Here is a 22,772-nt window from a genome sequence, read left to right as displayed (position 1 = left end):
ACTCTCATCAGTGAAAGGACTGTACTATGACTGCACCCGAACTGCTCATCACCGGCGTCACGGGCACGACCGGTGGTGCCACGGCCGCGGCGCTCTCCGCCCGGGGCGTGAGGTACCGCGCCGTCACGCGCCGCCCCGAACTGATCACCGACCCCGCTGCAGAGGCCGTTGCCGCGGAGTTCGATGACGCCGAGACGCTGCGCCGCGCCCTTGGCGGGGTCCGCGCCGCCTATCTCGTGAGTCCCTCGACGGAGAAGGCCGAAGCCCAGCAGCGCCGATTCATCGACGTGGCCAGGGCTGTCGGCGTGGAGCACATCGTGCTGCTCTCGCAGTTCGCGGCGCGCGCCGACTCTCCCGTGCGCTTCCTGCGCTATCACGCCGCCGTCGAGGAGCATCTGAGCGCCAGTGGCATCGGCGGCACCTCGCTGCGACCCAATCTGTTCATGCAGGGGCTGCTTGCCATGGCGGTGCCCATCGCCGTCGACGGCACGCTGCCTGCGCCGATCGGCGATGCTGCGGTCAGCGTCATCGACGCCAGGGACATCGGCGAGGTCGCGGCGGAAGCCCTCACGGCGACCGAGCCCCTCGGAACGCTCACCCTCACGGGTCCGGAGGCGCTGGGGCATGCAGCGATCGCCGCGGCGCTGACGCGGGCACTGGGCCGGCCGGTGCGCTTCATCGATGTGGCGCCCGACGCGTTCGCCGCGGCGCTGGCCGGGGTGGTGCCGGCCTGGCAACTCGACGGCCTCGTCGAGGACTATGCGCACTACGCGGCGGGCGAGGCGCGGGCTGTCACGACGGCCGTGCCCGACGTGCTCGGGCGGCCCGCCCGCGACATCGACGCCTTTGCGCGCGACTACGCCGCTGCGTTCCAGGCGGCCGGCACGAAGCGCTCCGCCTAGCTCATCCGGATGCCTCGCCGAGCAGGCGCGCGAGCTCCTGCAGTGCCTCGGGTGCCATGCTGCTGATCGCCTCTGGCGGCGTCTCGTGCACGCGCTGGGCGCGCGCGGCGACATTCGCGCCGGCCTCCGTGAGTGTCACCACTTTCACGCGCCCGTCGGATGCGTCGGGTTCGAGCGTCACGAGTTCCTTGGCGAGCAGTGGTTTGACCAGGCCCGTGACGTAGGACTTGTCGCAGCCGAGCTCGTCGGCGAGTACGCGCATCGGCTGTGGCCCGCCCGTGAGCAGCGCGCGCAGGGCACGCACCGGTCCCGCCGTGAGGCCGACTTCGTTCATGAAGCGGTGCTCGGCCCCCACGATGTCGGGGGAGGCGATCAGCTCCCGCATCCGGCGCCATGCGGTGCGGGCTGCGTCGGCTGTCGAATCGGTGCCCTGGGGCATGCCCTCAGCTTACGGTCGCCCCATATGGTTGACAGACTCAACTGGTTCCATAGACTGGACCGCATGCCTAATGAGAATGATTCTCAACGAGTCGTGGTCGCAGTCGTCTATGTCGCGGCGATGTTCATGTCGGTGCTCGACACGACGATCGTCACGGTCGCGTTGCCGGCGATCGCGCGCGACTTCGACGTGTCGGCCGCCTCGGTCGGCGCAGTGTCCATCGCGTACCTGCTCGCCTTGACCGTGTTCATCCCGGTTTCCGGTTGGCTCGGCGATCGCATCGGAGGCAAGCGGGCGCTGCTCGGTGCGATCGGCTTGTTCACGCTCGGTTCGGCCCTGTGCGGGTGCGCCGGCTCCCTCCCGATGCTGGTGGCCCTCAGTGCGCTGCAGGGCGTCGGCGGCGCCGTGATGCTGCCCGTCGGGCTGGCGATGCTGTTCCGCGCCTACCCGCCCGCCGAGCGCGTGCGGCTCTCGGGCACGTTGGCTCTGGTCACCGCGATCGGACCCGCTCTCGGACCGCTTCTCGGCGGCGTCTTCACCAGCTACGCCACCTGGCGGCTGGTGTTCTTCGTGAATGTGCCGATCGGGCTGGCCGCGCTCGTCTGGGGCGCGCTGCGCCTCGACGCGCACATGCAGCCGCGCCCCGGTCGCCTCGATCTCGCGGGTCTCGTCCTGTCTGCCGTGGGCCTCGGGGCGCTGATGACCGGCGTGGCCGAAGGTGCGAGCCTCGGCTGGGGGAGCCCGCTCGTCCTCACCGCCGTGCTCGCAGGCGTACTGATGCTCGTGGCGCTCGTCTTCGTGGAGCTGCGGGTGGCGCATCCGCTCATCGACATGCGGATGTTCCGCAACCGGCTCTTCACTGTCGCCACCGCGCTCTACGGTCTTGCCTCCGTCGCATACATCGGGGCTCTCTATCTCGTCGCCGTCTTCCTGCAGGAGGGCCTCGGTGTCTCAGCCCTCGTCTCGGGGCTGACCAGCATCGGCTCCGCGGTCGGTGTCGTGCTCGGCGGTCAGCTGGTCAGCAGGGTCTTGTATGCCCGCGTCGGCCCGCGGCGCCTGACGGCTGCCGGGCTGGTCCTGATCGCACTCAGCCTCGCCCTCATGGCTCGCATCACCGCAGCCGACCAGCTGTGGTGGGCGCGTCTCGACCTCTTCGTGCTCGGCCTCGGTGTTGCCGCCGTGTTCATCCCGTCGCAGGCCATCTCCATGGCGACGATCTCGAGGGCGGACACCGGCAGGGCCTCACCCGTCTTCAACGCGGGCAAGCAGCTCGGCAGCGCCGTCGGCGTAGCGCTGCTGTCGACGGTCGTCGGCTCGCTCATCGGCTCGCGACCGGGGGCCGCCGCGTCGGCTGACCTGTTCCCGTACCACGTCGCGTTCCTGACTGCGGCCGCCGTGGCACTGGCCGCGGTAGCGGTCGCACTCGTGATCAGAGACGCCGATGCTGCAGCGACGATGAGCCGGCCGATGCGCCCTACCCCAGTAGCGCGACCGCGGCTCCTGAGGCGATGAGTAGCAGCAGGTAGCCCACGCTGTGCGCTGTCTCGGGAATCCGTGGCGGTCGGCGCCGCAGCAGCAGGATCACGGGCATCGCGCCCGCGAGCAGCGCGGCCGCGGCGCGCATATCGACAGCGCCGACGAATCCGGTGGTGTGCGGTATGCCCGCGGGCGTGGACAGTGACAGGGCAACGGCCGGGACGACGATGGCCACGGTCAGCGGGTTCGCCAGCGACGTCGCCACCGACATCGCCTCTCCCGATCGGCGCATGAGCGGGACGGTCATGACGCTGCCGCCCACGCCGAGGAACGCGGCGACGGTCCCGATCGGGAAGCCGAGCCGGCTGCGCAGGCCGCGAGTGCCGCGCGCGTCGCCCCCTTCGGCGGCAGCGCGCTGCGGGCGGAAGAATCCGGGCCGTGCGAGCACGTCGACCACCGTCACGGCGAGGTAGGCGACGAAGCCCCAGCGCACGAGAGAGGCGGGAGCGAATCGGCCGGCCAACGTCCCGGCCGCACCGCCAGCGGCAAGCAGCACGAGCAGCGGAGCGCTCCTGCCCAGCCGCATGAGCACGTCGCGCCGGGTCGCGGCGGTCGCGAATCCGGCGTTGACCAGCATGACCACGGCCGAGGTCGCGGTCGCGGCATGGATCGCATCCCCGCCGAGCCCCGCGTCCACCGCCGTGATGACCGGCACGGTGACGAAACCGCCGCCGAAGCCGAAGAGCGCGGTCGTCACGCCGACGACGACCCCCACGGTGAGAAGCATGAAAAACGTCACGCTCCCAGCACAGCCGCGCGCGGCTTGACGCGCAGTCGAAGGTTCGGCAGAAACCTTCGCAACAGCGCCATACCCTGGAGCGATGCGGAACGTGTCCGTCGCCGATTACGACCATCTGGCCGTCGACGTGCTTCCGATCGGCACCGACTACCCGCCGGACCATCTGCTGGCCCGGCACGAGCACCGGCGCGCGCAGCTGCTCTATGGCGCGCGCGGCGTGATGCTGGTGGAGACCGACGACGGCGCGTGGACCGTCCCGGCCGACCGGGCCGTCCTCATTCCGCCACGCACCGCACACGAGGTCCGCATGCTCGGCGTGACCACCTGGAGCCTCTACATCGAGCCGCAGGCTGTGCCGTGGTGGCCCGCGTCGTGCACCGTCGTCGACGTCGGGCCGCTCCTTCGCGAACTGCTCCGCGCCGCGAACGAGCTCGAGGCGGACTATGACCTCGCGGGCCGCGACGGGGCGCTCGTCCAGCTCATCCTCCGCGAGCTCCAGACCGTCTCTCCGCTTCCCCTGGCGCTGACGCTCCCCTCGGGCGAGCCGCTCCGCGCGCTCTGCCGCAGCTACCTCGCAGACCCCGACGTGACGGTCACGAATGCGGAATGGGCGCGCCGGGCGGCAATGAGCGAGCGCACGCTCGACCGTCGCTTCGCGGAAGCCACCGGCATGAGCCCGGCGGCGTGGCGTGCCCGCGCCCGCCTTCTCGCCAGCCTGCCCCTGCTGCGCACCGGCACCGTGACGGAAGTCGCCGCCCGACTCGGCTACTCGTCACCCTCCGCATTCACCGCCCACTTCACGCGCCTGCTCGGCCGGCCGCCGTCGCGGTTCCGCGGCCCCGGCCGTCGCTGAGCGAGCCGATGCGCCTCGCTCGAGTGGGAAGGGAATAAGCGGATTCTCTGCCTGGTTCCATGCAAACGTATGGAAATGGGGCGGCGCAGGAACCGCCCACGGGACGAACGGAAGCGACGGCACATGTCCTCTTCAGCAATGCAGTTCGGGATCTTCTCGGTCAGTGACATCACCCCGGACCCGACCACGGGCGTCACCCCCAGCGAGGCCGAGCGCATCAAGGCGGCCATCGCGATCGCGAAGAAGACCGAAGAGGTCGGCATGGATGTCTACGCCATCGGCGAGCACCACAACCCGCCGTTCTTCTCGTCGTCGCCCACGACACTGCTCGCGGCGATCGCCGCGCAGACCGAGCGGCTGATCGTCTCGACCGCGACCACGCTGATCACGACGAACGACCCCGTGAAGATCGCCGAGGACTTCGCGATGCTGCAGCACGTCGCCGACGGTCGCGTCGACGTCATGCTCGGCCGCGGGAACACCGGGCCGGTGTACCCGTGGTTCGGCAAGGACATCCGCTCGGGCATCCAGCTCGCGATCGAGAACTACGCGCTCTTGCACCGCCTCTGGCGCGAGGACGTCGTCGACTGGGAAGGCCACTTCCGCACCCCGCTGCAGGGCTTCACCTCGACGCCCCGGCCGCTCGACGGCGTGCCGCCGTTCGTGTGGCACGGCTCGATCCGCAGCCCCGAGATCGCCGAGCAGGCCGCCTACTACGGCGACGGATTCTTCGCGAACCACATCTTCTGGCCGGCATCCCACACCCAGCGCATGATCGCGCTGTACCGCCAGCGCTTCGCGCACTACGGCCACGGCGACGAGAAGGACGCGATCGTCGGGCTCGGGGGCCAGATCTACCTGGCCAAGAACTCGCAGGACGCGAAGCGCGAGTTCCGCCCCTACTTCGACAACGCGCCGGTCTATGGCCACGGCCCGACCCTCGAGGAGTTCAGCGAGCAGACGCCGCTGGCCGTCGGCAGCCCGCAGGAGGTCATCGACAAGGTGCTCGGATTCCGTGAGTACGTCGGCGACTATCAGCGCCAGCTGTTCCTCATGGACCACGCCGGACTGCCGCTGTCTGCCGTCCTCAAGCAGCTCGACCTGCTCGGCGAAGAGGTCATTCCCGTGCTCCGGAAGGAGCTCGACGCGCGCCGTGCGCCGGGTGTGCCGGATGCGCCGAACCACGCCGCACTCGTCGAGGCGGCCGGCGGGGCCCGCGAGTTCCGCCCCGGCGCGAACCGCGGCGACAACCTCACCAACGGTTCTCCGTATCAGGACGCCGCGGTGCCGGTGGTCGAGTAGCTCGCGCAGCGACCGTATCCGCCGGGTCGAGTAGCGCGCAGCACGTATCGAGACCAGACCTTCTCCTCTTGAAAGGACTCCCCATGACAACCCGCAATCTCGCCGTCGTCGCCGCCGGTGTCGGCGCTCCGTCCTCGACGCGCATGCTCGCCGACCGCCTGTCGGCCGCGGCGATCGAGGCGCTGCGCGACGAGTTCGGAACCGATGTGCAGGCATCCGTCTTCGAATTGCGCGACACGGCCAAGGACGTGACCAACAACCTGGTGACCGGATTCCCCAGCCCGAAGCTCGCCGAGGTGATCGAGACCGTCGCAGCGGCCGACGGACTGATCATCGTGACGCCGGTCTTCAATGCGTCGTTCAACGGCCTCTTCAAGTCGTTCCTCGACGTCATCGAGCCGAGCGCCCTGACCGGCCTTCCGACGCTCATCGGAGCGACCGGCGGGTCGCCGCGCCACTCGCAGGTGCTCGACTACGCGATGCGCCCGGTCCTCACCTATATGCACGCCGACGTCCTGCCGACCGGCGTATACGCCGCGACCGAGGACTGGGCGGGGCAGGCGGATGCCTCGCTGCCGAGCCTGCCCGACCGGATCGCTCGCGCCGGCCGCGAGTTCGCGGCGCGCGTCGCGGTCACCGATCGCTCGAGCCGCATCGCGGACCCGTTCGCGCTGGACGGCTCGTTCTCGGTGACAGGCGGATTCTCCGCCGAGTAGCCCCCGCGCCGCCCCCGCTGGTCGACTCGGCGAAGCGCGGCGCCCCCGCTGGTCGACTCGGCGAAGCCGAATGGAGACCCGCGACACGCCGAGAAGCGCCGCTGTGGATGTGGAATCCGCAGCGGCGCTTCTCTGTGCATAACCGCCCGGAATGTCAGTGGTTCTGCGGATCCTGGATGTGGATGAAAGTGTGGGCAATCTGTGTTGAAGAGTGTGGAGAGAAAAATCCGGGAAACACCACATCTAGTGGCATGACATTCGTGTAATTCCGGATATATAGTGTTCCTACCGCAAACGCGGAAGAGGTCCTCTTGGCACCAAGAGTCCTCGGCACAGAGCTTCGATTCGAGGGGGCAACCATGGACTACGAGAGCAACGACACCGTCGGCGGTTACGCGGTTCCCGTCGACCCGATGGACCTGCTGCAGTGCGACAGCTGCCAGTAAGGCAACCAATCTTCGAAGAGCCCCGGTCGTAACGGCCGGGGCTCTTCTGTTTAAGCTGCGGAACGCTGCGCCGGGTGATCGATCCTCCGTCGGGCTCCTTCCTCAGAACCGCCCATCCGCGCCCGCAGCTCGCCCCGCGCGCCAGGCGATGAGCAGCACGACGGCGCCCGCGACGAGGGTCGCTGCTCCGGCGACGCGGAGTGCGGCATCCGCCCCGGTGATGAACGCGTCGACGATCTGGGCGTGGCTGCCGGGCGCGACGGCGAGTGCGGCGGCGAGGGTGTGCTGCCCTTGCGCGGCGGGTGGCAGCGCGGCGGAGAACACCGCGGTCAGCACGGTGCCGACGACGGCGACGCCGAGGGCGCTGCCGAGCTCGCGCGTGGCGGATTGCAGCCCGCCGCCGACGCCGGCTTGGTGCGCGGGCAGCGCCGAGGTGAGCTCCATCGTGAGCGTCGGCATCGCGAGCGCGAAGCCGCAGCCGACGAGGACGAGCCAGAGCGCGTAGACCGCATACGGCGCGTGCGTCGCCGACGACAGCCCGAACAGTCCGACGCCGATGAAGAGGAACGCGAACATCAGCGTGAGGGTGAGGCCGATGCGTCGTGCCAGTGCGGGTACGAAGCGCGCGCCGATCGCGAGGGGCAGCACCATCGGCAGGATCGCGAAGCCCGTGCCGAGCACCGAGAAGCCGCGCCCGTATTCGAGCAGCGATGCGTTCACGTAGAAGAGGCCGAAGCTGCCGAAGAAGGTGACGAACATGCCGAGGCTCGCCGCCGTGAGCAGCGGGATGCGGAACAGGCGGGGGTCGAGCAGCGGATGCCTGACCCGCAGCTCGACCAGGATCCACACCGCCCACACGACGGCGCTGAGTGCGAAGGCGCCGGCGACGAGGGTGCTGCCCCAGCCCTCTTCGGGGCCTTCGATGATGCCGATCAGCAGCGCGACGGTCGCGAGCACGAGCAGCGCCGTGCCGGCCGGGTCGAGCGAGCGCGGACTGCGATCGCTGCGCGAGACGCCCGCGAGCACCCAGATCGCGCAGGCGAGCGCGAGCGGTGAGATCACCCAGAACAGCAGCTGCCAGTGGCCGCTCTGCAGCAGCGCGCCGCCGCCGAGGTTGCCGAACAGGCCACCGAGGCCCGAGATCGCGCCCCAGACGGCGAGAGCTCCGCCGCGGCGCGGGGCCGCGGTCGCGTGCACGAGCACGCCGACGCAGTTGGGTAGAACCAGCGCGGCGCCCAGCCCGGTGACGACGCGTCCGGCGAGCAGGATGCCGATGCTCGGCGCCATCGCCGTGAGTGCGGCGCCGGCCGCGAACACGACGAGACCCGCCGCCAGGGCACCCTTGCGGCCGAAGCGGTCGCCGACCGCCCCGCCGGGAATCACGAGGCACGCGAAGACCAGCACATAGGCGTCGATGATCCACAGCAGCTGCGCTGCGCTCGGGTGGAGGGGACTTGCGGTGAGCATCGGCACGGCGAGGTTGATCGCGGCGACGAGGCCCATCACGAGGATCGTGCTGACGCACACCGCGGCGAGCACCAGCAGCTCGCGGCGACGCGCCCCCCGCTCGGTGGGGGCGGCCGGCGCGGTCAGGTCGGAGGCGGCCGTGGTCATGCCCGTTCCTCCGCGTGCTCGCCGCTGCCGGCGAGGCCGAGCCGCCAGTAGCCGGAGACGTCGAACTCGGTGCGCGCGAACCCTGCGCCCTGCAGGTGACGGCGCAGCGGTGCGACGATGCCGGCTTCGCCGGCGGCCCAGAGATAGGTGCGGCCGTCGCCGGCCGGTGCGGCGGCGGTGAGGGCGTCGACGAGCGGGGTGCTGCCGGTGCCCGCGATCCAGTGCAGGCTCAGCTTGGGGTGGCTGGGCAGCGGCCGGCGGCTCTCGGCGGGCCCTGCGACGAAGGCGTCGATGCGGGCGCCGGCTGGGGTCTCCTCGATCCAGCGCTCGAGGGCGGGCAGGGCGGTCTCGTCGGCACCGAGCACGTAGCGCTCGAAGCCGTTCGGGTAGATCGTGTAGCCGCGCGGGCCGAGGATGCCGAGACGGGATCCGTTGCGCGCGCCGATCGCCCAGCGCCCGGCCGGTCCGTGGTCGTGCAGCACGAAGTCGATCGTGAGCAGGCGCGTTTCGGCGTCGAATCCGCGCACGCTGTAGTCGCGGATCGCGAGCCGGGCGCCCTCCGGTGCGATCAGGCCGTGTTCACCGAGCGTCGGCATCTCGAGCCGGCCCGTGTCCTCCTGCGGGACGACGACCTTCACGTGCATGCCCGTGGCGAGCGGCACGAAGGGGAACTCGGGCTCGAGCTCGCCGCCGGCGAACACGAAGCGCCGCATCGTCGGCGACAGCGGCTCGCTGCTGATGACGCTGAGGGTGCGCAGCCTCGGCGGGTACGGGTGGCGGCTCGCCTCGCGAGTGGGGGTGGTGTTCATGGTCCTCCTGCGCGGTGTCACCGGCGTCCACAACGGGGCGCCGGCGACACCACGGGTGTCAGTGGGTGGTTCAGTCGGCGCTGTACGCGCCGGCGAGGATGTCCTCGACGAGGCCGGGGCCCGTGGGCTGCCAGCCGAGGCGCTCGCGGGTGAGCTCGCTGGATCCGGTCATGGTCTGGCCGAAGAAGTGCCCGACGACGCCGAAGTGTTCACCGGCGTCCGCGGGGTCGATCGAGGTGACCGGCAGGCCGAGCGCCTCGCCGAGCGCCTCGGCAATCGCCTTCGTCGAGATGCTCTGCTCGGCGACCGCGTGCATGCGGGTGCCGGCTGCGCCACTCTCGAGTCCGAGGCGGATGAGGCGGGCGGCATCCGTCACGTGCACGGCCGACCACTCCGCACTGCCGTTGCCGATATAGCCGGACACACCCTGCTTGCGTGCGGCGGCGGCCAGCCAGTTCACGAAGCCCCAGTCGCCGCGCCCGTGCACGGTGGGCGCGAACCGCACCGCAATAGAGCGGATGCCGCGCGAGACCGCCTCGAGGGCGAGGTTCTCGGTGCCCGCGCGGTCGGAGTCGGGGCCGACCGCGGGAGAGGCGTCCGTTTCGAGCACGGGCCGGCCGTCGACGATGCCGGAGAGGCCGTTGGAGATCACAAACGGCTTCGCCGAGCCGTCGAGCGCCTCGAGGATCGCCTCGACGGCGCTGAGCTGCACACGGTCGTTGCCCTCGGGGTCCGCCCAGTCATGCTTGTTGGCCAGATGGACGACGGCGTCGGCGTCGCGCGCACCCGCGCCGAAGACCGCCGGGGTGTCGAGGTCGCCGCGCAGCACGGCGGCGCCCTTCGCCTTGAGCTTCGACGCCCCGGCGTCGGAACGCGCGAGCCCGAGGACCTCGTGGCCGTTCTGCAGCAGCTCATCGACGGTGGCCGATCCGATCCAGCCGGTGGAACCTGTCACGAAGACGCGCATCGCGGTCTCCTTTCCGCCCTCTCGGGCATAACGTCGGCGGAACCGACTTTCGAGTCATGGTGTACCGAAACGCTAGCACATAACGGTTCACCGTGTCTCGTAATGTACGATCGAGTCGTCGGCGAGCTGCGTCGGCGAGGAGTCGGCAGAGGGGACGATATGGTCAGCGAGCACGGCAGGCCGGGCCGTCCGCGTAGTGAGGAGGCGCGCGCCGCCGTACTGCACGCCGTCGATGACCTCGTGGTCGAACTGGGCTATGGGGCCGTCACGTTGAAGGGCATCGCGGAACGCGCCGGCGTCTCCCGCCAGACCGTCTACCGGTGGTGGTCGACGAAGGCCGAGATCCTGCTCGAGGCCAGCGCGATCGACGCGCGGAAGGAGCTCTCGGTGGCGGCGCACGACGACCCGGTGGATGACCTCGCGGCCTACGTCGAGGCGCTGATCGGCTTCCTCTCGCGTTCAGACGCCGGCGCGGCGTACCGCGCGCTGATCGGCGAGGCACAGCACGACAAGGCTGTCGGAGAGCTCCTCGCGGACGCGGACGTGCTCGGCGAGAGTGCCGAGCTGGTCATCATGCGCGCGATCCCCGAAGCTGATAGGAAGCTGCCTATGGCGCAGGCGACGGCGCTGCTGGTCGGTCCTGTGTTCTTCTGGGTCCTCAGCGGCCGCGAGTCTCGTGACCTCGACGCGCGCGAACTGGTGCGCGAGTTCCTGCGCATCGCGGCAGACATCCCTGTCGGCTGACGCGCCCCCGCTCGCCACTGACGCGCCCCCGCTCGCCACTGACGCGCCCCCGCTCGCCACTGTCGCGCTATGTGGCCCTTATCAATCTCGCGGTGGTCGGCGCGGCGACCGGGCCGATCATCTGTTGCATCGAGCTCGGTTGCCTCGCGTACTTTCGCCGGTAGCCCTCGTCGATCCGGGTATTGGCGCCCTGAACCGGTTCGAGGGTGACGGGGTATTCCACTGTGCCGACGCGCACGCGAGCGCCGCTCGCGAGTGCGTGCCGATACCAGGCCGCCGTGCTGCCGTATGCCGAGCGGACGAAGAGCTCGCCGTCGGACTCCACCACCCAGATCGGCACCCATCTGCGCGGCGTGCCGTCGGCGTGGGGAGTGGTGATGAGTATTTCTTCGGTGGCGCCGATGGTCGCCACTTCGGCGGTTGTCCAGGTCATTCCCGTGTCTCCGTGATCTCGTCAGTACCAGGAAGGCTTGGGGCCGTTGGTGCCGGGCTTGTTGACACCGATCGAGGCACGCATCTCGCGAGTAGGGTCGCGCACGAGCTGGACCACGAGGTCTGCGACGCTCTTGCGGGAGACTTCGGTGCCCTTGAACGGCTCTCCCTTCTGCGTGAGCTCGTAGTCGACCTCGTCTTTGTTGGTCAACCAGGCTGGCCGCACGATCGTGTAGTCGAGATCGGATGCTTCGATGACGGCGGCCGCGGCCGCGTAGGTCTCGAGATAGCCGCCGTTGAGCATCGAGTGGTTCCATGCCCCGAATGCGCCGGGAACCTCGTCATAGATTCCCAAGGTTGAGATCCAGATGAGCCTGGTGACCCCGGCGGCGTCCAGGGCGGAGACGACGGTCCGCGCCTGGGCCTCGATGTCGGACCCGCCGAGGTTGGCGTAGACGACGTCCTGCCCGCGCACTGTCTGCGTCAGCAGACTTTCGTCGAGCACGTCACCGACGGTCACGCTCACCTGCTCGTTCGCGAGATCCGAGACCTTCTTCGGATGCCGGAGGTAGAGCGTCAATTCGTCCATCCCGCTTCCGAGCAATTGCCGGATCGCGAGCTTCGCGATCTGCCCTCCGGCGCCGAGCACTGCGATCTTCGTCATTGTCTTACCCCTCTTCTATGCGGCGCCTCGCCCACGTTGAGCGATGGCGGGCACTTGTTCTCAGTTCCTGTTCTGGATGCCCGTGAGGAAACCTGCGATGAACACGTCAAGGGGGCGGGTGTCACGGGCGAGCTTGGCGCGCAGCACTGCGCCCTCCCATCCGATCCAAAAGAACGCGGCGAGCCGCTCGCAGTCGGTGCCGGGCGGCAAGGAGCCGTCGCGCACCGCCAATTCAAGGCACGCGGCGAGCCGACGTTCCCAATCGCTGAGAACATCCTCGAGGGCACCGCGAAAGTCGGCAGCAAGCGTTGCGACTTCCTGGCCGAGGTTCCCGACGAGGCACCCTCGCTCGAAGTCGTACTTCGCCATGCCGGTCTTCGCGTCCTCGACGAAGCGAGCCACACGCTCAAGCGGCGGCTGATCTTCCTCCAACAGCCAGTGATCGAGCTTTCGTGCGAAGTAGTCGGCATATCGCCGCAGCACCTCGAGGCCAAACGCGTCCTTGCTCTCGAAGTAGTGGTAGAACGAGCCCTTCGGCACGCCCACGCGCTTGAGCACTGTCTCAATGCCGGTTGACCCCAACCCCTGCGCGGTCAGGAGCTCCACGCCGCACCGCAGCAGCATCTCGCGCGTGTCCCCATGCTCGCGCGGAATCTTCGGTGGGCGCCCGCGGCGCCGGACAGTCGCGGCTTCGGTCATGCGCCTAATTTAGACCGATCGTCTCTAAATGTCTATGCACGCCCGCACCGCGCTGTCGTGCACCTGTGTGATGTAGGACTTGTCGCAGCCCAGCTCCTCGGCGAGCGAGCGCATCGGCTACGGAACTCTCGCGACCAGCGCCCGGAGGGGCGCGCACCAGCCCTGCCGTGAGCTCGACCTCGCGCATGAAGCGAATGTGCGCACCGTTAGGCTTTTCGGGTGCCGATCAATCCCGACATCGTGGGCCGTGCGCTCGAGCCGACGGCGCCCTATCTGGTGGGCCGCGAGAAGATCCGTGAGTTCTCCCGTGCCGTCTTCGCGACGAACCCGATCAACCTCGATCCGGCTGCGGCCCAGGCCGCCGGCTATCGTGATGTCGTCGCGCCGCCGACGTTCCCCATCGTGATCCAGCAGCTCACGCTCGACCGACTGCTCGCCGAACCCGACGCCGGCATCGACTTCAGCCGCGTCGTCCACGGCGACCAGCGCTTCAGCTACACGCGCCCGATCGTCGCGGGCGACGAGCTCACGGGCCGGCTGACGGTGACGGGTGTGAAGACACTGGCGGGCAATTCGATGGTCACGGCCGAGACCGTGGTGGCGGATGCCTCGGGGGAGCGCGTCGTCACGGCCATCTCGACCCTTGTCGTGCGAGCGGAGGACTGACATGACCGGCAGCACCGACCTCGGCACCCTTGCCGTCGGCGACGTCGTCGCCGAAGCCGCCTTCCCGCTGACGCGCGACTCGCTCGTGCGCTACGCCGGCGCCTCGGGCGACTTCAACCCGATCCACTACCGCGACGACGTGGCGGTCTCGGTCGGGCTGCCCGGCGTGCTCGCCCACGGCATGCTCACGATGGGCCTCGCCGTCCAGCCCGTCTCCGACTGGGTCGGCGATCCCGGCCGCATCCTCGACTACCAGGTGCGCTTCACGCGCCCCGTCGTCGTCGACCCCGAGTCAGGCGCCGAGGTCCTCGTCGTGGCCAAGGTCGGCAAGCTCGACACCGAGGCCGGGCAGGCGCGCATCGACCTGACCGTGACGGTCGGCGAGCAGACGGTGCTCGGCAAGGCCCAGGCCCTCGTCCGCCTGTGAGCGAGCAGGCGGCACCGACCCCCGGCGCGATCCCGGCGCTGTCCGCATTGACGACGCTGCGCGTCGGGGGCGCCTCCGAGGCGTACTTCGCGCCGGCGAGCGAGAGCGAGCTGGTCGAGACGGCTCGCGAGCTCTGGTCGCAGGACGAGCCGTGGCTGATCCTCGGCGGCGGCTCCAACACGGTTGCGCCCGACGATGGCTTCCCCGGAACCGTGCTGCACGTCGCGACCCGCGGAATCGACCGGATCGAAGCGCCCGAGGGCGAGGTGCGGCTGCGTGTCCAGGCCGGCGAGCCGTGGGACGAGGTCGTCGCCCACGCGGTCGCGAACGGCTGGGCGGGCATCGAGGCGCTCAGCGGCATCCCCGGCTCGACGGGCGCGGTTCCCGTGCAGAACGTCGGTGCCTACGGGCAGGAGGTCGGCTCAGCGCTCGTCGCCGTCGACGTGCTCGACGCCGAGTCGCTCGAGGTGCGCCGGCTTGCGGCATCCGATCTGAAACTCGGCTACCGCGATTCGATCTTCAAGCACGGCTATCAGGGGCTGATCACGGCCGTCGAACTCAGGCTGACCATGATGGGGGCGGATGCCTCAGCCCTCGGTTCCCCCGTCGCCTACGGCCAGCTCGCCGCCGCCCTCGGGGTCGACGTCGGCACGAGGGTGCCGCTCGGCGATGCGCGTGAGGCCGTGCTCGCACTGCGCCGCTCGAAGGGCATGGTGCTCGACCCGCTCGACGCCGACACCTTCAGTGCAGGCTCCTTCTTCACGAACCCGATCGTTCCCGAGGCGTTCGCGCGCAGCCTCCCGGGCGACGCGCCCCGCTGGCCCGTGGCCGATCAACCCGATGAGGGCCCCGTGCTCGTGAAGCTCAGCGCCGCCTGGCTGATCGAGCACAGCGGAATCGGCCGCGGCTTCGCGCTGCCGGGCTCCCGAGCTGCGGTCTCCGGCAAGCACACCCTCGCGCTCACGAATCGCGGGGGAGCGACGGCGGCCGAGATCGTCCAGCTCGCCACCTTCATTCAGGCGCGGGTCTCGAGCGACTTCGGCATCAACCTGCAGCCCGAGCCCGTCATCCTCTAGAGCGCGTGGCGGCCTTCAGCCCCTGGCTTAGGCCGATCAGCAGCAGCAGAGCGCCGAGGGCCAGCGCCCCGACGATCGCCCATCCGCCGTCGTCGAGCGACAGGATCCAGTTGCGGAACGCGGCGCGCCGGTCCGGCTCGAGCAGAGTCCAGACGGTGCACCAGCCGCCGGCGGCGAAGACCAGGCCCCAGATGATTCCGGCCCAGCGCACGCGGGGCGTGGTTCGCAGGGGGCGCTGCTGCTGCCGCCCGGCCAGCCAGGCCGGCTCGGCTTCGGGCAACGGTGCCGTGGCGCCGGTTTCCCCGGCATCCGTCTCTGCCGTGAACAGCTCGCCCAGCTTGTCGGTCTGCTCTGCGTTCTTCTCGTCGCTCATGTCTCTGTTCCTCAGTCGAGATAGCCGTGGCCGCTGTTCGGGCGCTCGCCGCCCTGGTAGATGTAGATGCCGCCGTGCCCCTGCCTGATGTCGACGACGAGGTCGGCCGTGCCGCCGTGCGTGTTGTCCCAGCTGCGCGTGACGGCCGCGCGGCTGTCCGGGGAGCTCGCCCGCAGCTCGCCCTGCTGCGCCATGATGCCGTCACGGCGCTCATAGCTGTGCACGTCCGAGTCCGTGCTGGTCACCTCGACCCGCGCCTTCACGCCGTCGCCGAGGTAGACGGCGACCGCTCCGAACGTCTGGTCGATCTCGATCTCGCGCGTGCCGCTCGCGTCCAGGTCTCCGGCGGCCGCGTCGATCTCGACCTGACCGGCGAACTGGGTGAAGCTCACGTCGCGGTCGGCGCGCAACTGGGTGTATCCGACGGGCGCGTCGTGCACGGGCCAGCCGAAGGAGCCGAGGCCGATGATGAGCGTCACGATGGCGAAGAACGCGAGCGCGCCGCTGCGGCGCCGTGCGGCGCCGGCCACCACCATGCCCAGGCCGATGACCGCGAGCGCCACGGCCATGCCGATCGGCGCCGCGTACCGTGCGAGGTCCGAGTCCCCGGCCGCCACGATGCCCGCGATGCCCCCGCCGATCAGCGCAACCCCGAGCACGAGCGCGACCAGCCAGCCCGCGGCGCGCGGGTTCGCGGCGCGGCGCGCAAGCCGCTTCTGCTCGAGCTGCGCGACGAGCTCCTGCGACCTCGCGCGCACTTCTGCGCTGCGCACGTCGCGCGCCGAGCGCAGCTGTGCACGCTGCTGTTCCTGCCAGGCGCGATGCTGCTCGCGCCAGGCGGCGTAGCGCTCGCGCCACTCGGTCACGTCGTCTTTGGGCGCGCCCGCACCGGGCGCGGCAGGAGCCGCCGGAGGCTCGTCCTGACTCGGCTGAGCGGATGCCTGCGCCGACGGCGTCTCCGCCGTGGGCGGGGCGCTGCGCTGCGCCTGCTGCTCCTGCTGCGCCTGTTGCGCCTGCTGCCCGTGGTGCGCCTGGGATGGCCGGGTCCAGTTCGGGCGCTCGCCGCGAGGCGTGTTGCGCACCCTGCCGACGAGCCACACGACGAACCACACGATGGCGCCGATGATGGCGAGGTTCCACAGGACGCGCAGCACGACGGCCGGGGCCGCGATCCACCATGCGGAGTCGGAGAGGTTGTCGCCGACCCACCACACCCCGTGCGAGAACGGAATGAAGGTGAGCACCACAAGGATGCCGATCGCGATCAGCGGCGCGTCGAACACGCCGCGCAGCATCCGCTCGAGGTGGATCTCGCCGTGCGTGTCCGGCAGCAGCAGCCAGGCCGCCGCGTAGAAGAAGAGGGCCGGCCCGCCGAGAATGGCGACGACGACCGCGACGCCGCGCACGATCAGGGGGTCCAGGCCGGTGCGCAGGGCGATGCCGCCGCACACGCCGCCGATCCACCCGTCGGCGCGCACCACGCCGAGGCCGCGCAGCCAGGCGAAGAATCGGTTGGATTCGGGCCGCTCGGCGTTCGGCGGCGGGGTCGGGGTCGAGGTCTGGTTCGTCACACTTCGATGGTCCCGCCGGGAAGTCCCCGTGACCATGCGGGACTGCCCTGACCGCACCCTGAAATACGCGCCGCACGCGGCTCAGGGTGCGTTCCGCAATGGTTTGATTCCTGCATGAGCTCGATTCCCGCCCCGCGCCGCGTGCCATTGCTGCGCCCGCGCGATTGCGTGGTCGGCGGGGTCAGCGTCGGCCTGTCGCGTCACCTCGGCTGGTCGGTCGCGGCGGTGCGCTGGCTCTTCGTCGCGACGAGCCTGCTCGGTGGAGCGGGCGTCCTCTTCTATGCCTGGCTGTGGGCGACGGTGCCCGTCGAGGACCCGGTGGCGGATGCCGGTGCCGCGGCGCCTCCCGTGAGGCACCGCATCCCTCTGCGCTGGGTCGGGGTGGTCGCCTGCCTCGTCGCCGCCCTCGTCCTGCTGCTCGTCTGGGAACGTGCAGGCGGGGTCGTCTCCGGCCTCCTCTTCACCCTCGCCGTGCTCCTCGCGGCGGTCGGCGTCTTCGGGCCGTGGGCGATCCGGCTCTGGCAGGAGCTCATGGCCGAGCGCACGAAGCGCGTCCGCGAAGAGGAGCGCGCAGAGATGGCCGCTCACCTGCACGACTCCGTGCTGCAGACGCTCGCCCTGATCCAGAACCGTGCGGGTGCGTCGAGCGAGGTCGCGCGCATCGCCCGCGCTCAGGAGCGCGAGCTGCGCGAGTGGCTCTACGCCGGCGTCGGCACCGCAGACAGCGACCTCGCCACCGACCTCAAGGACTACGCCGCCGCCCTCGAGCTCGATTACCCCGTGCGCTTCGACGTGGTCGCGGTCGGGCAGAGCACCGAGCGCTCGAGCGGCGAGCTCGCGGCGGCGTGCCGCGAGGCGATGCTGAACGCCGCGCGCCACGCCGGCGGCGACGTGTCGGTCTACATCGAGGGCTCCGAGTCCGGCGCCGACGTCTTCGTCCGCGACCGCGGCCCGGGTTTCGAGCCCGCGCAGGTTCCGGAGCACCGCCTCGGGGTGCGAGAGTCGATCATCGGCCGCATGCGCCGCGCGGGCGGCTCCGCCGTCGTCGGCCCGGGCGCGGGCGGTGTGGGCACGGAAGTGCACCTGCACTTCGACGGGCAACGAAGGGACGAGACGTGAGCGAGCCGGTCACCGTCGTGGTCGTCGACGACCATTCGATCTTCCGCTCCGGTCTGCGCGCCGACCTCGACGACCGCGTGCGCGTCATCGGCGAGGCGGGCGACGTCGACGGCGCCGTTCTCGCGGTGAGCGAGCACCAGCCCCAGGTCGTCCTGCTCGACGTCCACCTCCCCGGCGGCGCAGGCGGGGGCGGCGCAGAGGTGATCCGCAGGGCGGCCCCGGCGGCGCCGGCCACGCGCTTCCTCGCGCTGAGCGTCAGCGACTCCGCCGAAGACGTGGTCGGCGTCATCCGGGCCGGCGCGCGCGGCTACATCACGAAGGGCAGTTCCGGCGCCGAGGTGAGTGCCGCGGTCGTCACCGTCGCCGGTGGGGATGCCGTCTTCTCCCCGCGTCTTGCAGGGTTCGTGCTCGACGCCTTCGGCGCCGCAGCCGGCGAGCAGGCGCAGACCGACGAAGAGCTCGACCGGCTCTCCGCGCGCGAGCGCGAGGTCATGCGGCTCATCGCTCGGGGCTACTCCTATAAAGAGGTCGCTGCAGAGCTGTTCATCTCGATCAAGACCGTCGAGACCCACGTCTCCGCCGTGCTGCGCAAGCTCCAGCTGTCTTCGCGGCACGAGCTGACGGCGTGGGCGCTCGAGCGCAGGCTGCTGTGAGGCACTGGTCGTTTTGCGCCCCCCTCATGCCTCGCCTAAACTGTCCGAGGTAGTTGAAATCTGCCAAGCTTTCCCGTGCCCGAATTCATGATCATCCCGGTCGTGCGTTCTCGGTCTGGAAGAGAGATTTCAGCCCATAGGGCGGTGGCTCAATTGGTAGAGCAGCGGTCTCCAAAACCGCAGGTTGCAGGTTCGAGTCCTGTCCGCCCTGCAAGCCGGCGCTGATGTGTCGGCCCGTGAAAGGTGAGCTGAGTGGCCCGAAAAGTCATCGACGAGCCCAGCGAGGACGTCGTAGCGATTGCGAAGAGACAGCGCGCTGAGCGCCGCAACCCCTTCGCGCGCCTCGCTCTGTTCTTCCGTCAGGTCGTGGGCGAGCTCCGCAAGGTGGTCACCCCGACGCGGGGCGAGCTGTTCAGCTACACCGGCGTGGTGCTGATCTTCGTGATCATCATGATGGCGCTGGTGTTCGGCCTCGACCAGCTGTTCGGCTGGCTCGTGCTGCTGGCCTTCGGTTCCGGTACCGGTTCCTGATCACGGGTCAGACGGTCTGTCGCTGGTGCGTGCAGGCCGAGTAACAGAAATGGATTGGTGAGCAGTGGCTAAGAGTGAGCGCGAAGACGTCGATTGGGCGACCGCCGCAGAGCAGTCGGCTGAAGACGACGAGGCGCAGACGGGCAGCATCAACGCGGTCGACGAGGCCGATGTGGATGCCGCCGAGCACGGTGCCCTGCACGTGAGTGGTGCTGACGGCGACGGCGTTGACCTCGACGCAGTGCTCGATGCGATCGCCGAGGCCTCCGACCCCGAGGCCGACGAGGTCGTCGACGAGGCTCTCGAGGTTCCCACCTCGGAAGACGCTGAGGCCGTCGTCAACGCGCTTGAGGACGCCGACGAGGAAGCCGAGGCCGAGGCCGAGGTCGACCCGTACGAGGCGTTCAAGACCGAGCTGCGCATGAAGCCCGGCAAGTGGTACGTCATCCACTCGTACGCCGGCTTCGAGCGTCGGGTGAAGTCGAACCTCGAGAACCGCATCCAGTCGATGGACATGCAGGACTATATCTTCCAGATCGAGGTCCCGATGGAAGACGTGGTCGAGATCAAGAACGGCCAGCGGAAGATGGTCACCCGTGTGCGCATCCCCGGCTACGTCCTCGTTCGCATGGACCTCAACGAAGACAGCTGGTCGGTCGTGCGGCACACGCCCGGTGTGACCGGATTCGTCGGCAACGCGCACAACCCGACGCCGCTGCGCTTCAACGAGGCGTTCGACATGCTGAAGAGCCTTGTCCAGGTCGAGGCGGCTCCGGCCGGTCGCGCGGGGGCCAAGGGCCAGAAGGCCGCAGCCCGCGCCATCCCCGCCGAGGTCGATTTCGAGATCGGCGAGACGATCACCATCAAGGAGGGCTCGTTCGCGGGCCTGCCCGGCTCCATCAGCGAGATCAACACCCAGAGCGGCAAGCTCACGGTGCTCGTCTCGCTGTTCGAGCGCGAGACCCCGGTCGAGCTCAGCTTCGACCAGGTCACCAAGCTGTAAGAGGCGTCCAGCTTCTTCGTCTAAGATTCCACGGTCCACCGCCGGCGTCCGCCGCGCGGGAGAGCGCGCGCTCCATCGCCTGATGGCCAGCGCACTCGAACAGAAAGAAGGAAACCAATGGCTCCCAAGAAGAAGGTCACTGGTCTGATCAAGCTTCAGATCAAGGCCGGCGCCGCGAACCCTGCTCCGCCTATCGGCCCCGCGCTGGGTCAGCACGGCGTGAACATCATGGAGTTCTGCAAGGCGTACAACGCCGCCACCGAGGCGCAGCGCGGCAACGTCATCCCGGTCGAGATCACCGTCTACGAGGACCGCTCGTTCACGTTCGTCCTCAAGACCCCGCCCGCCGCTGAGCTGATCAAGAAGGCCGCAGGCGTGCAGAAGGGCTCGGGCGTTCCGCACACCAACAAGGTGGGCAAGATCACCCGCGAGCAGGTCCGTGCCATCGCGCAGGAGAAGCTCGTCGACCTGAACGCGAACGACCTCGACGCCGCCGAGAAGATCATCGCCGGCACTGCCCGCTCCATGGGCATCACCGTCGACGCGTAACCCCTCACACACTTTCGTGGCAGCGCCGGCCAGGCGCGACGACCACCCTCTCTCAAGGAGAACCAGACATGGCACAGAAGTCCAAGGCCTATCGGGCCGCGGCCGAGAAGATCGAGGCCGGCAAGTTCTACACGCCGGTCGAAGCCGTCAACCTCGCGAAGGAGACCGGCTCGGCCAAGTTCAACTCGACCGTCGAGGTCGCGCTCAAGCTGGGCGTCGACCCTCGTAAGGCCGACCAGATGGTGCGTGGCACCGTCATCCTGCCGCACGGCACGGGCAAGACGGCACGTGTCATCGTCTTCGCGACGGGCCCCGCGGCAGAAGCAGCTCTGGCCGCCGGCGCCGACGAGGTCGGCGGCGACGAGCTCATCGAGAAGGTCGCCGGTGGTTACACGGCGTTCGATTCGGCGGTCGCGACCCCCGAGCTCATGGGCAAGGTCGGTCGCCTGGGCAAGGTGCTCGGCCCCCGTGGCCTCATGCCGAACCCGAAGACCGGAACCGTGACCCCCAACCCGGCCAAGGCCGTCGAAGAGATCAAGGGCGGCAAGATCGAGTTCCGCGTCGACAAGCACGCCAACGTGCACTTCGTCGTGGGCAAGGCCGGCTTCACCGCCGATCAGCTCGCCGACAACTTCAAGGCTGCCGTCGATGAGGTCCAGCGCCTCAAGCCGGCATCGGCCAAGGGCCGCTACATCCAGAAGGGCGCCGTCTCGACGACCTTCGGTCCCGGCATCCCGCTCGACGTCAACGCTCTGTAAGCGAACCGCGCCTTCAGAAAGGCCCGCCACTCGGCGGGCCTTTCGTCATATTGCGGCGGGCAGGCTCTCGACCGACACATGCTTGTATGCGACAAATGTCTGTGCGGTACGCGCCTTGCCGGCGTCGGGTCTGCGCGGCGGCCGGGATGCTTGTCGCGATGGCGCTCGGCATCGGCGGCTGCTCTCAGGCCTCACCGGTGGCCGAACCCGTGCAGGCTCCCGCTGCGCAGCGTGCCGAGGCACCCCAAGGGACGGACTCGTATGCATTCGCCTTCGGTGCCGGGCCGGTCGCGGTCGATCTGTTCACCGACGCCGCCTGACCCTATTGCCGCCACTTCGACGAGGCCACCCGCGAGCGTCTCGCCGCGCTCATCGCCGACGACGAGATCACCTTCCGGCTGCACCCGGTGAACTACGTCAGCGGCAAGCACGGTGACGTCACCGGGTTCTCGACGCGAGCGATGAACCTGCTGGCCGCGATCGCCGACAGCGGGCAGGTCGACAGGGTCCCCGCGGTCTATGGCGCGATCCTCGAAGCGCAGCCGCGTGATGCGGCGGGTCCTGCGCCCACTGACTTCGCGCTGCTCGAGATCGCGAGCACGCAGGGCGTGCGCCTGTCGGCCGAGCTCAGGGATGCCGTCGAGTCCGGGCGCTGGAATGAGTTGGTCCAGCGCGCCAACGACGCCGCGAGCTCCCGCACGCTCGGTCGAACGGGCACCCCGCTCCGGTACGTGCCGACGGTGCTCGTCGAGGGGCGGCAGTTCGAGGTCCGTGACGACGGAACCGATGTGGCCCGGCTGGAGGCCGCGATCAGGCAGTCGGACTAGGCCGCAGGTCGAGCTCGCCTGACTGCGTCAGGGGCCGGCTGGGCGGGAGCTTCCGCGCAAATCCGCGCGACACGCCCGGGCTGCAGGCGCGATTTGTGGCCCTCTCGACCGGGCTCCTAAAGTAATACTCATCACCCCAAAGGTGCGGCTGAGCTGCTCAGCTCGCCGGCCTCAAGCGGAGATGATCTTCAAGCTTCCAAGAGCCCGCACCGATTTGGTGCGAGAGCCGCGGGCTTGCTAAGATAGACAAGTTGCCCCGGAGCGAATCCGGCCGGATTCCGGTCGGCTGAATCCGGGTGCGTACGGTCCTTGAGAACTCAACAGCGTGCACATTGTCAATGCCAATTTCCCTGGCAC

The 22,772-nt window shown here is 69.5% G+C and carries 27 protein-coding genes, 1 tRNA gene and 1 pseudogene; 19 read left to right on the top strand and 10 right to left on the bottom strand.

Annotated elements, in window-relative coordinates; genetic code table 11:
* Window positions 1-26: 26 nt before the first annotated feature.
* Window positions 27-902, top strand: coding sequence for an NmrA family NAD(P)-binding protein (locus ABD716_RS00145; RefSeq protein ID WP_344772539.1), 876 nt, complete (start codon window positions 27-29; stop codon window positions 900-902).
* A gap of 1 nt (window position 903) precedes the next feature.
* On the opposite strand, the gene ABD716_RS00140 is transcribed toward ABD716_RS00145, so the two are convergent.
* Window positions 904-1,341 carry a MarR family winged helix-turn-helix transcriptional regulator gene (locus ABD716_RS00140; RefSeq protein WP_344772537.1) on the bottom strand — a complete coding sequence of 146 codons (438 nt, stop codon included), beginning with the start codon at window positions 1,339-1,341 and terminating at the stop codon, window positions 904-906.
* A gap of 63 nt (window positions 1,342-1,404) precedes the next feature.
* On the opposite strand from ABD716_RS00140, the gene ABD716_RS00135 reads away from it, so the two are divergent.
* Window positions 1,405-2,853, top strand: a complete 1,449-nt coding sequence (locus ABD716_RS00135) for a DHA2 family efflux MFS transporter permease subunit (RefSeq protein WP_344772535.1) — start codon at window positions 1,405-1,407, stop codon at window positions 2,851-2,853.
* Here the strand turns inward: ABD716_RS00135 and ABD716_RS00130 are convergent.
* Window positions 2,816-3,604 carry a TSUP family transporter gene (locus ABD716_RS00130; protein WP_344772533.1) on the bottom strand — a complete coding sequence of 263 codons (789 nt, stop codon included), beginning with the start codon at window positions 3,602-3,604 and terminating at the stop codon, window positions 2,816-2,818. The two genes, ABD716_RS00135 and ABD716_RS00130, sit on opposite strands and share 38 nt — an antisense overlap.
* 94 nt (window positions 3,605-3,698) lie before the next feature.
* On the opposite strand from ABD716_RS00130, the gene ABD716_RS00125 reads away from it, so the two are divergent.
* The 4 genes from ABD716_RS00125 (at window position 3,699) to ABD716_RS00110 (ending at window position 6,933) form a co-directional block, all read left to right on the top strand.
* Window positions 3,699-4,469 carry an AraC family transcriptional regulator gene (locus tag ABD716_RS00125; RefSeq protein WP_344772531.1) on the top strand — a complete coding sequence of 257 codons (771 nt, stop codon included), beginning with the start codon at window positions 3,699-3,701 and terminating at the stop codon, window positions 4,467-4,469.
* A gap of 138 nt (window positions 4,470-4,607) precedes the next feature.
* Complete coding sequence (locus tag ABD716_RS00120) at window positions 4,608-5,771, top strand: LLM class flavin-dependent oxidoreductase (RefSeq protein WP_344772942.1); 1,164 nt, start codon at window positions 4,608-4,610, stop codon at window positions 5,769-5,771.
* An 83-nt stretch (window positions 5,772-5,854) separates the two neighbouring features.
* Entirely contained in the window at window positions 5,855-6,487 is a 633-nt protein-coding gene (locus ABD716_RS00115; protein WP_344772529.1) for a CE1759 family FMN reductase, read from the top strand.
* A 311-nt stretch (window positions 6,488-6,798) separates the two neighbouring features.
* Window positions 6,799-6,933, top strand: coding sequence for a hypothetical protein (locus ABD716_RS00110; protein ID WP_344772527.1), 135 nt, complete (start codon window positions 6,799-6,801; stop codon window positions 6,931-6,933).
* Window positions 6,934-7,035: 102 nt separating this feature from the next.
* Here ABD716_RS00110 and ABD716_RS00105 read toward each other — a convergent pair whose 3' ends face one another.
* From ABD716_RS00105 to ABD716_RS00095, 3 genes are all read right to left on the bottom strand, one after another.
* A complete protein-coding gene (locus ABD716_RS00105; protein ID WP_344772525.1) occupies window positions 7,036-8,547 on the bottom strand; it encodes an MFS transporter in 1,512 nt (503 codons plus the stop codon).
* The gene (locus ABD716_RS00100) at window positions 8,544-9,356 is read right to left on the bottom strand and encodes a siderophore-interacting protein (RefSeq protein ID WP_344772523.1); all 813 of its coding nucleotides are present in this window, start codon (window positions 9,354-9,356) and stop codon (window positions 8,544-8,546) included. The genes ABD716_RS00105 and ABD716_RS00100 overlap by 4 nt, the downstream gene beginning before the upstream one ends.
* Window positions 9,357-9,426: 70 nt before the next feature.
* Complete coding sequence (locus tag ABD716_RS00095) at window positions 9,427-10,323, bottom strand: SDR family oxidoreductase (RefSeq protein WP_344772521.1); 897 nt, start codon at window positions 10,321-10,323, stop codon at window positions 9,427-9,429.
* 159 nt (window positions 10,324-10,482) lie between these two features.
* Here ABD716_RS00095 and ABD716_RS00090 point away from each other — a divergent pair, with 159 nt between their 5' ends.
* Window positions 10,483-11,067, top strand: coding sequence for a TetR/AcrR family transcriptional regulator (locus tag ABD716_RS00090; protein ID WP_344772519.1), 585 nt, complete (start codon window positions 10,483-10,485; stop codon window positions 11,065-11,067).
* A 67-nt stretch (window positions 11,068-11,134) separates the two neighbouring features.
* On the opposite strand, the gene ABD716_RS00085 is transcribed toward ABD716_RS00090, so the two are convergent.
* From ABD716_RS00085 to acuR, 3 genes are read right to left on the bottom strand one after another with little or no spacing between them, the layout of a single operon-like run.
* A complete protein-coding gene (locus tag ABD716_RS00085; RefSeq protein WP_344772517.1) occupies window positions 11,135-11,500 on the bottom strand; it encodes a DUF2255 family protein in 366 nt (121 codons plus the stop codon).
* Between the two features lie 21 nt (window positions 11,501-11,521).
* Window positions 11,522-12,163: an SDR family oxidoreductase gene (locus tag ABD716_RS00080; protein WP_344772515.1), complete on the bottom strand. Its 642-nt coding sequence runs from the start codon at window positions 12,161-12,163 to the stop codon at window positions 11,522-11,524.
* Between the two features lie 60 nt (window positions 12,164-12,223).
* On the bottom strand, window positions 12,224-12,862 hold the full coding sequence (gene acuR / locus ABD716_RS00075) for an acrylate utilization transcriptional regulator AcuR (protein ID WP_344772513.1): 639 nt from the start codon (window positions 12,860-12,862) through the stop codon (window positions 12,224-12,226).
* Between the two features lie 219 nt (window positions 12,863-13,081).
* Here acuR and ABD716_RS00070 point away from each other — a divergent pair, with 219 nt between their 5' ends.
* The 3 genes from ABD716_RS00070 to ABD716_RS00060 are packed head-to-tail and all read left to right on the top strand — an operon-like array spanning window position 13,082 to window position 15,031.
* On the top strand, window positions 13,082-13,528 hold the full coding sequence (locus ABD716_RS00070) for an FAS1-like dehydratase domain-containing protein (RefSeq protein ID WP_344772511.1): 447 nt from the start codon (window positions 13,082-13,084) through the stop codon (window positions 13,526-13,528).
* Between the two features lies 1 nt (window position 13,529).
* On the top strand, window positions 13,530-13,955 hold the full coding sequence (locus ABD716_RS00065) for a MaoC family dehydratase (RefSeq protein WP_344772509.1): 426 nt from the start codon (window positions 13,530-13,532) through the stop codon (window positions 13,953-13,955).
* A complete protein-coding gene (locus ABD716_RS00060; RefSeq protein ID WP_344772507.1) occupies window positions 13,952-15,031 on the top strand; it encodes a UDP-N-acetylmuramate dehydrogenase in 1,080 nt (359 codons plus the stop codon). The genes ABD716_RS00065 and ABD716_RS00060 overlap by 4 nt, the downstream gene beginning before the upstream one ends.
* Here the strand turns inward: ABD716_RS00060 and ABD716_RS00055 are convergent.
* Together ABD716_RS00055 and ABD716_RS00050 are read right to left on the bottom strand one after the other, a co-directional pair.
* A complete protein-coding gene (locus tag ABD716_RS00055) occupies window positions 15,021-15,404 on the bottom strand; it encodes a hypothetical protein (RefSeq protein ID WP_344772505.1) in 384 nt (127 codons plus the stop codon). The two genes, ABD716_RS00060 and ABD716_RS00055, sit on opposite strands and share 11 nt — an antisense overlap.
* Window positions 15,405-15,415: 11 nt before the next feature.
* The gene (locus ABD716_RS00050) at window positions 15,416-16,975 is read right to left on the bottom strand and encodes a PspC domain-containing protein (RefSeq protein ID WP_344772503.1); all 1,560 of its coding nucleotides are present in this window, start codon (window positions 16,973-16,975) and stop codon (window positions 15,416-15,418) included.
* Between the two features lie 114 nt (window positions 16,976-17,089).
* On the opposite strand from ABD716_RS00050, the gene ABD716_RS00045 reads away from it, so the two are divergent.
* The 9 genes and pseudogenes from ABD716_RS00045 to ABD716_RS00005 form a co-directional block, all read left to right on the top strand.
* Entirely contained in the window at window positions 17,090-18,094 is a 1,005-nt protein-coding gene (locus tag ABD716_RS00045) for an ATP-binding protein (RefSeq protein WP_344772501.1), read from the top strand.
* Window positions 18,091-18,747, top strand: a complete 657-nt coding sequence (locus tag ABD716_RS00040; RefSeq protein WP_344772499.1) for a LuxR C-terminal-related transcriptional regulator — start codon at window positions 18,091-18,093, stop codon at window positions 18,745-18,747. The genes ABD716_RS00045 and ABD716_RS00040 overlap by 4 nt, the downstream gene beginning before the upstream one ends.
* 138 nt (window positions 18,748-18,885) lie before the next feature.
* A tRNA-Trp gene (locus ABD716_RS00035) sits at window positions 18,886-18,958 on the top strand.
* A 41-nt stretch (window positions 18,959-18,999) separates the two neighbouring features.
* Window positions 19,000-19,278, top strand: a complete 279-nt coding sequence (gene secE, locus ABD716_RS00030) for a preprotein translocase subunit SecE (RefSeq protein ID WP_344772497.1) — start codon at window positions 19,000-19,002, stop codon at window positions 19,276-19,278.
* Window positions 19,279-19,342: 64 nt separating this feature from the next.
* Window positions 19,343-20,281, top strand: coding sequence for a transcription termination/antitermination protein NusG (nusG, locus tag ABD716_RS00025; protein WP_344772495.1), 939 nt, complete (start codon window positions 19,343-19,345; stop codon window positions 20,279-20,281).
* Window positions 20,282-20,398: 117 nt separating this feature from the next.
* Window positions 20,399-20,830, top strand: a complete 432-nt coding sequence (gene rplK / locus ABD716_RS00020; protein WP_344772493.1) for a 50S ribosomal protein L11 — start codon at window positions 20,399-20,401, stop codon at window positions 20,828-20,830.
* Between the two features lie 68 nt (window positions 20,831-20,898).
* Window positions 20,899-21,588 carry a 50S ribosomal protein L1 gene (gene rplA, locus ABD716_RS00015; protein WP_344772491.1) on the top strand — a complete coding sequence of 230 codons (690 nt, stop codon included), beginning with the start codon at window positions 20,899-20,901 and terminating at the stop codon, window positions 21,586-21,588.
* A 158-nt stretch (window positions 21,589-21,746) separates the two neighbouring features.
* Window positions 21,747-21,908, top strand: coding sequence for a hypothetical protein (locus ABD716_RS00010; protein WP_344772489.1), 162 nt, complete (start codon window positions 21,747-21,749; stop codon window positions 21,906-21,908).
* Between the two features lie 12 nt (window positions 21,909-21,920).
* Window positions 21,921-22,415 (top strand): annotated as a pseudogene (locus ABD716_RS00005) (hypothetical protein); the annotation flags it as partial.
* Window positions 22,416-22,772: the final 357 nt, after the last annotated feature.

The organism is Gryllotalpicola kribbensis (assembly GCF_039538245.1).
Lineage (GTDB): Bacteria > Actinomycetota > Actinomycetes > Actinomycetales > Microbacteriaceae > Gryllotalpicola > Gryllotalpicola kribbensis.
Note: the sequence above shows the minus strand (reverse complement) of the source record. Positions and strands in the feature narration are given on the sequence as shown.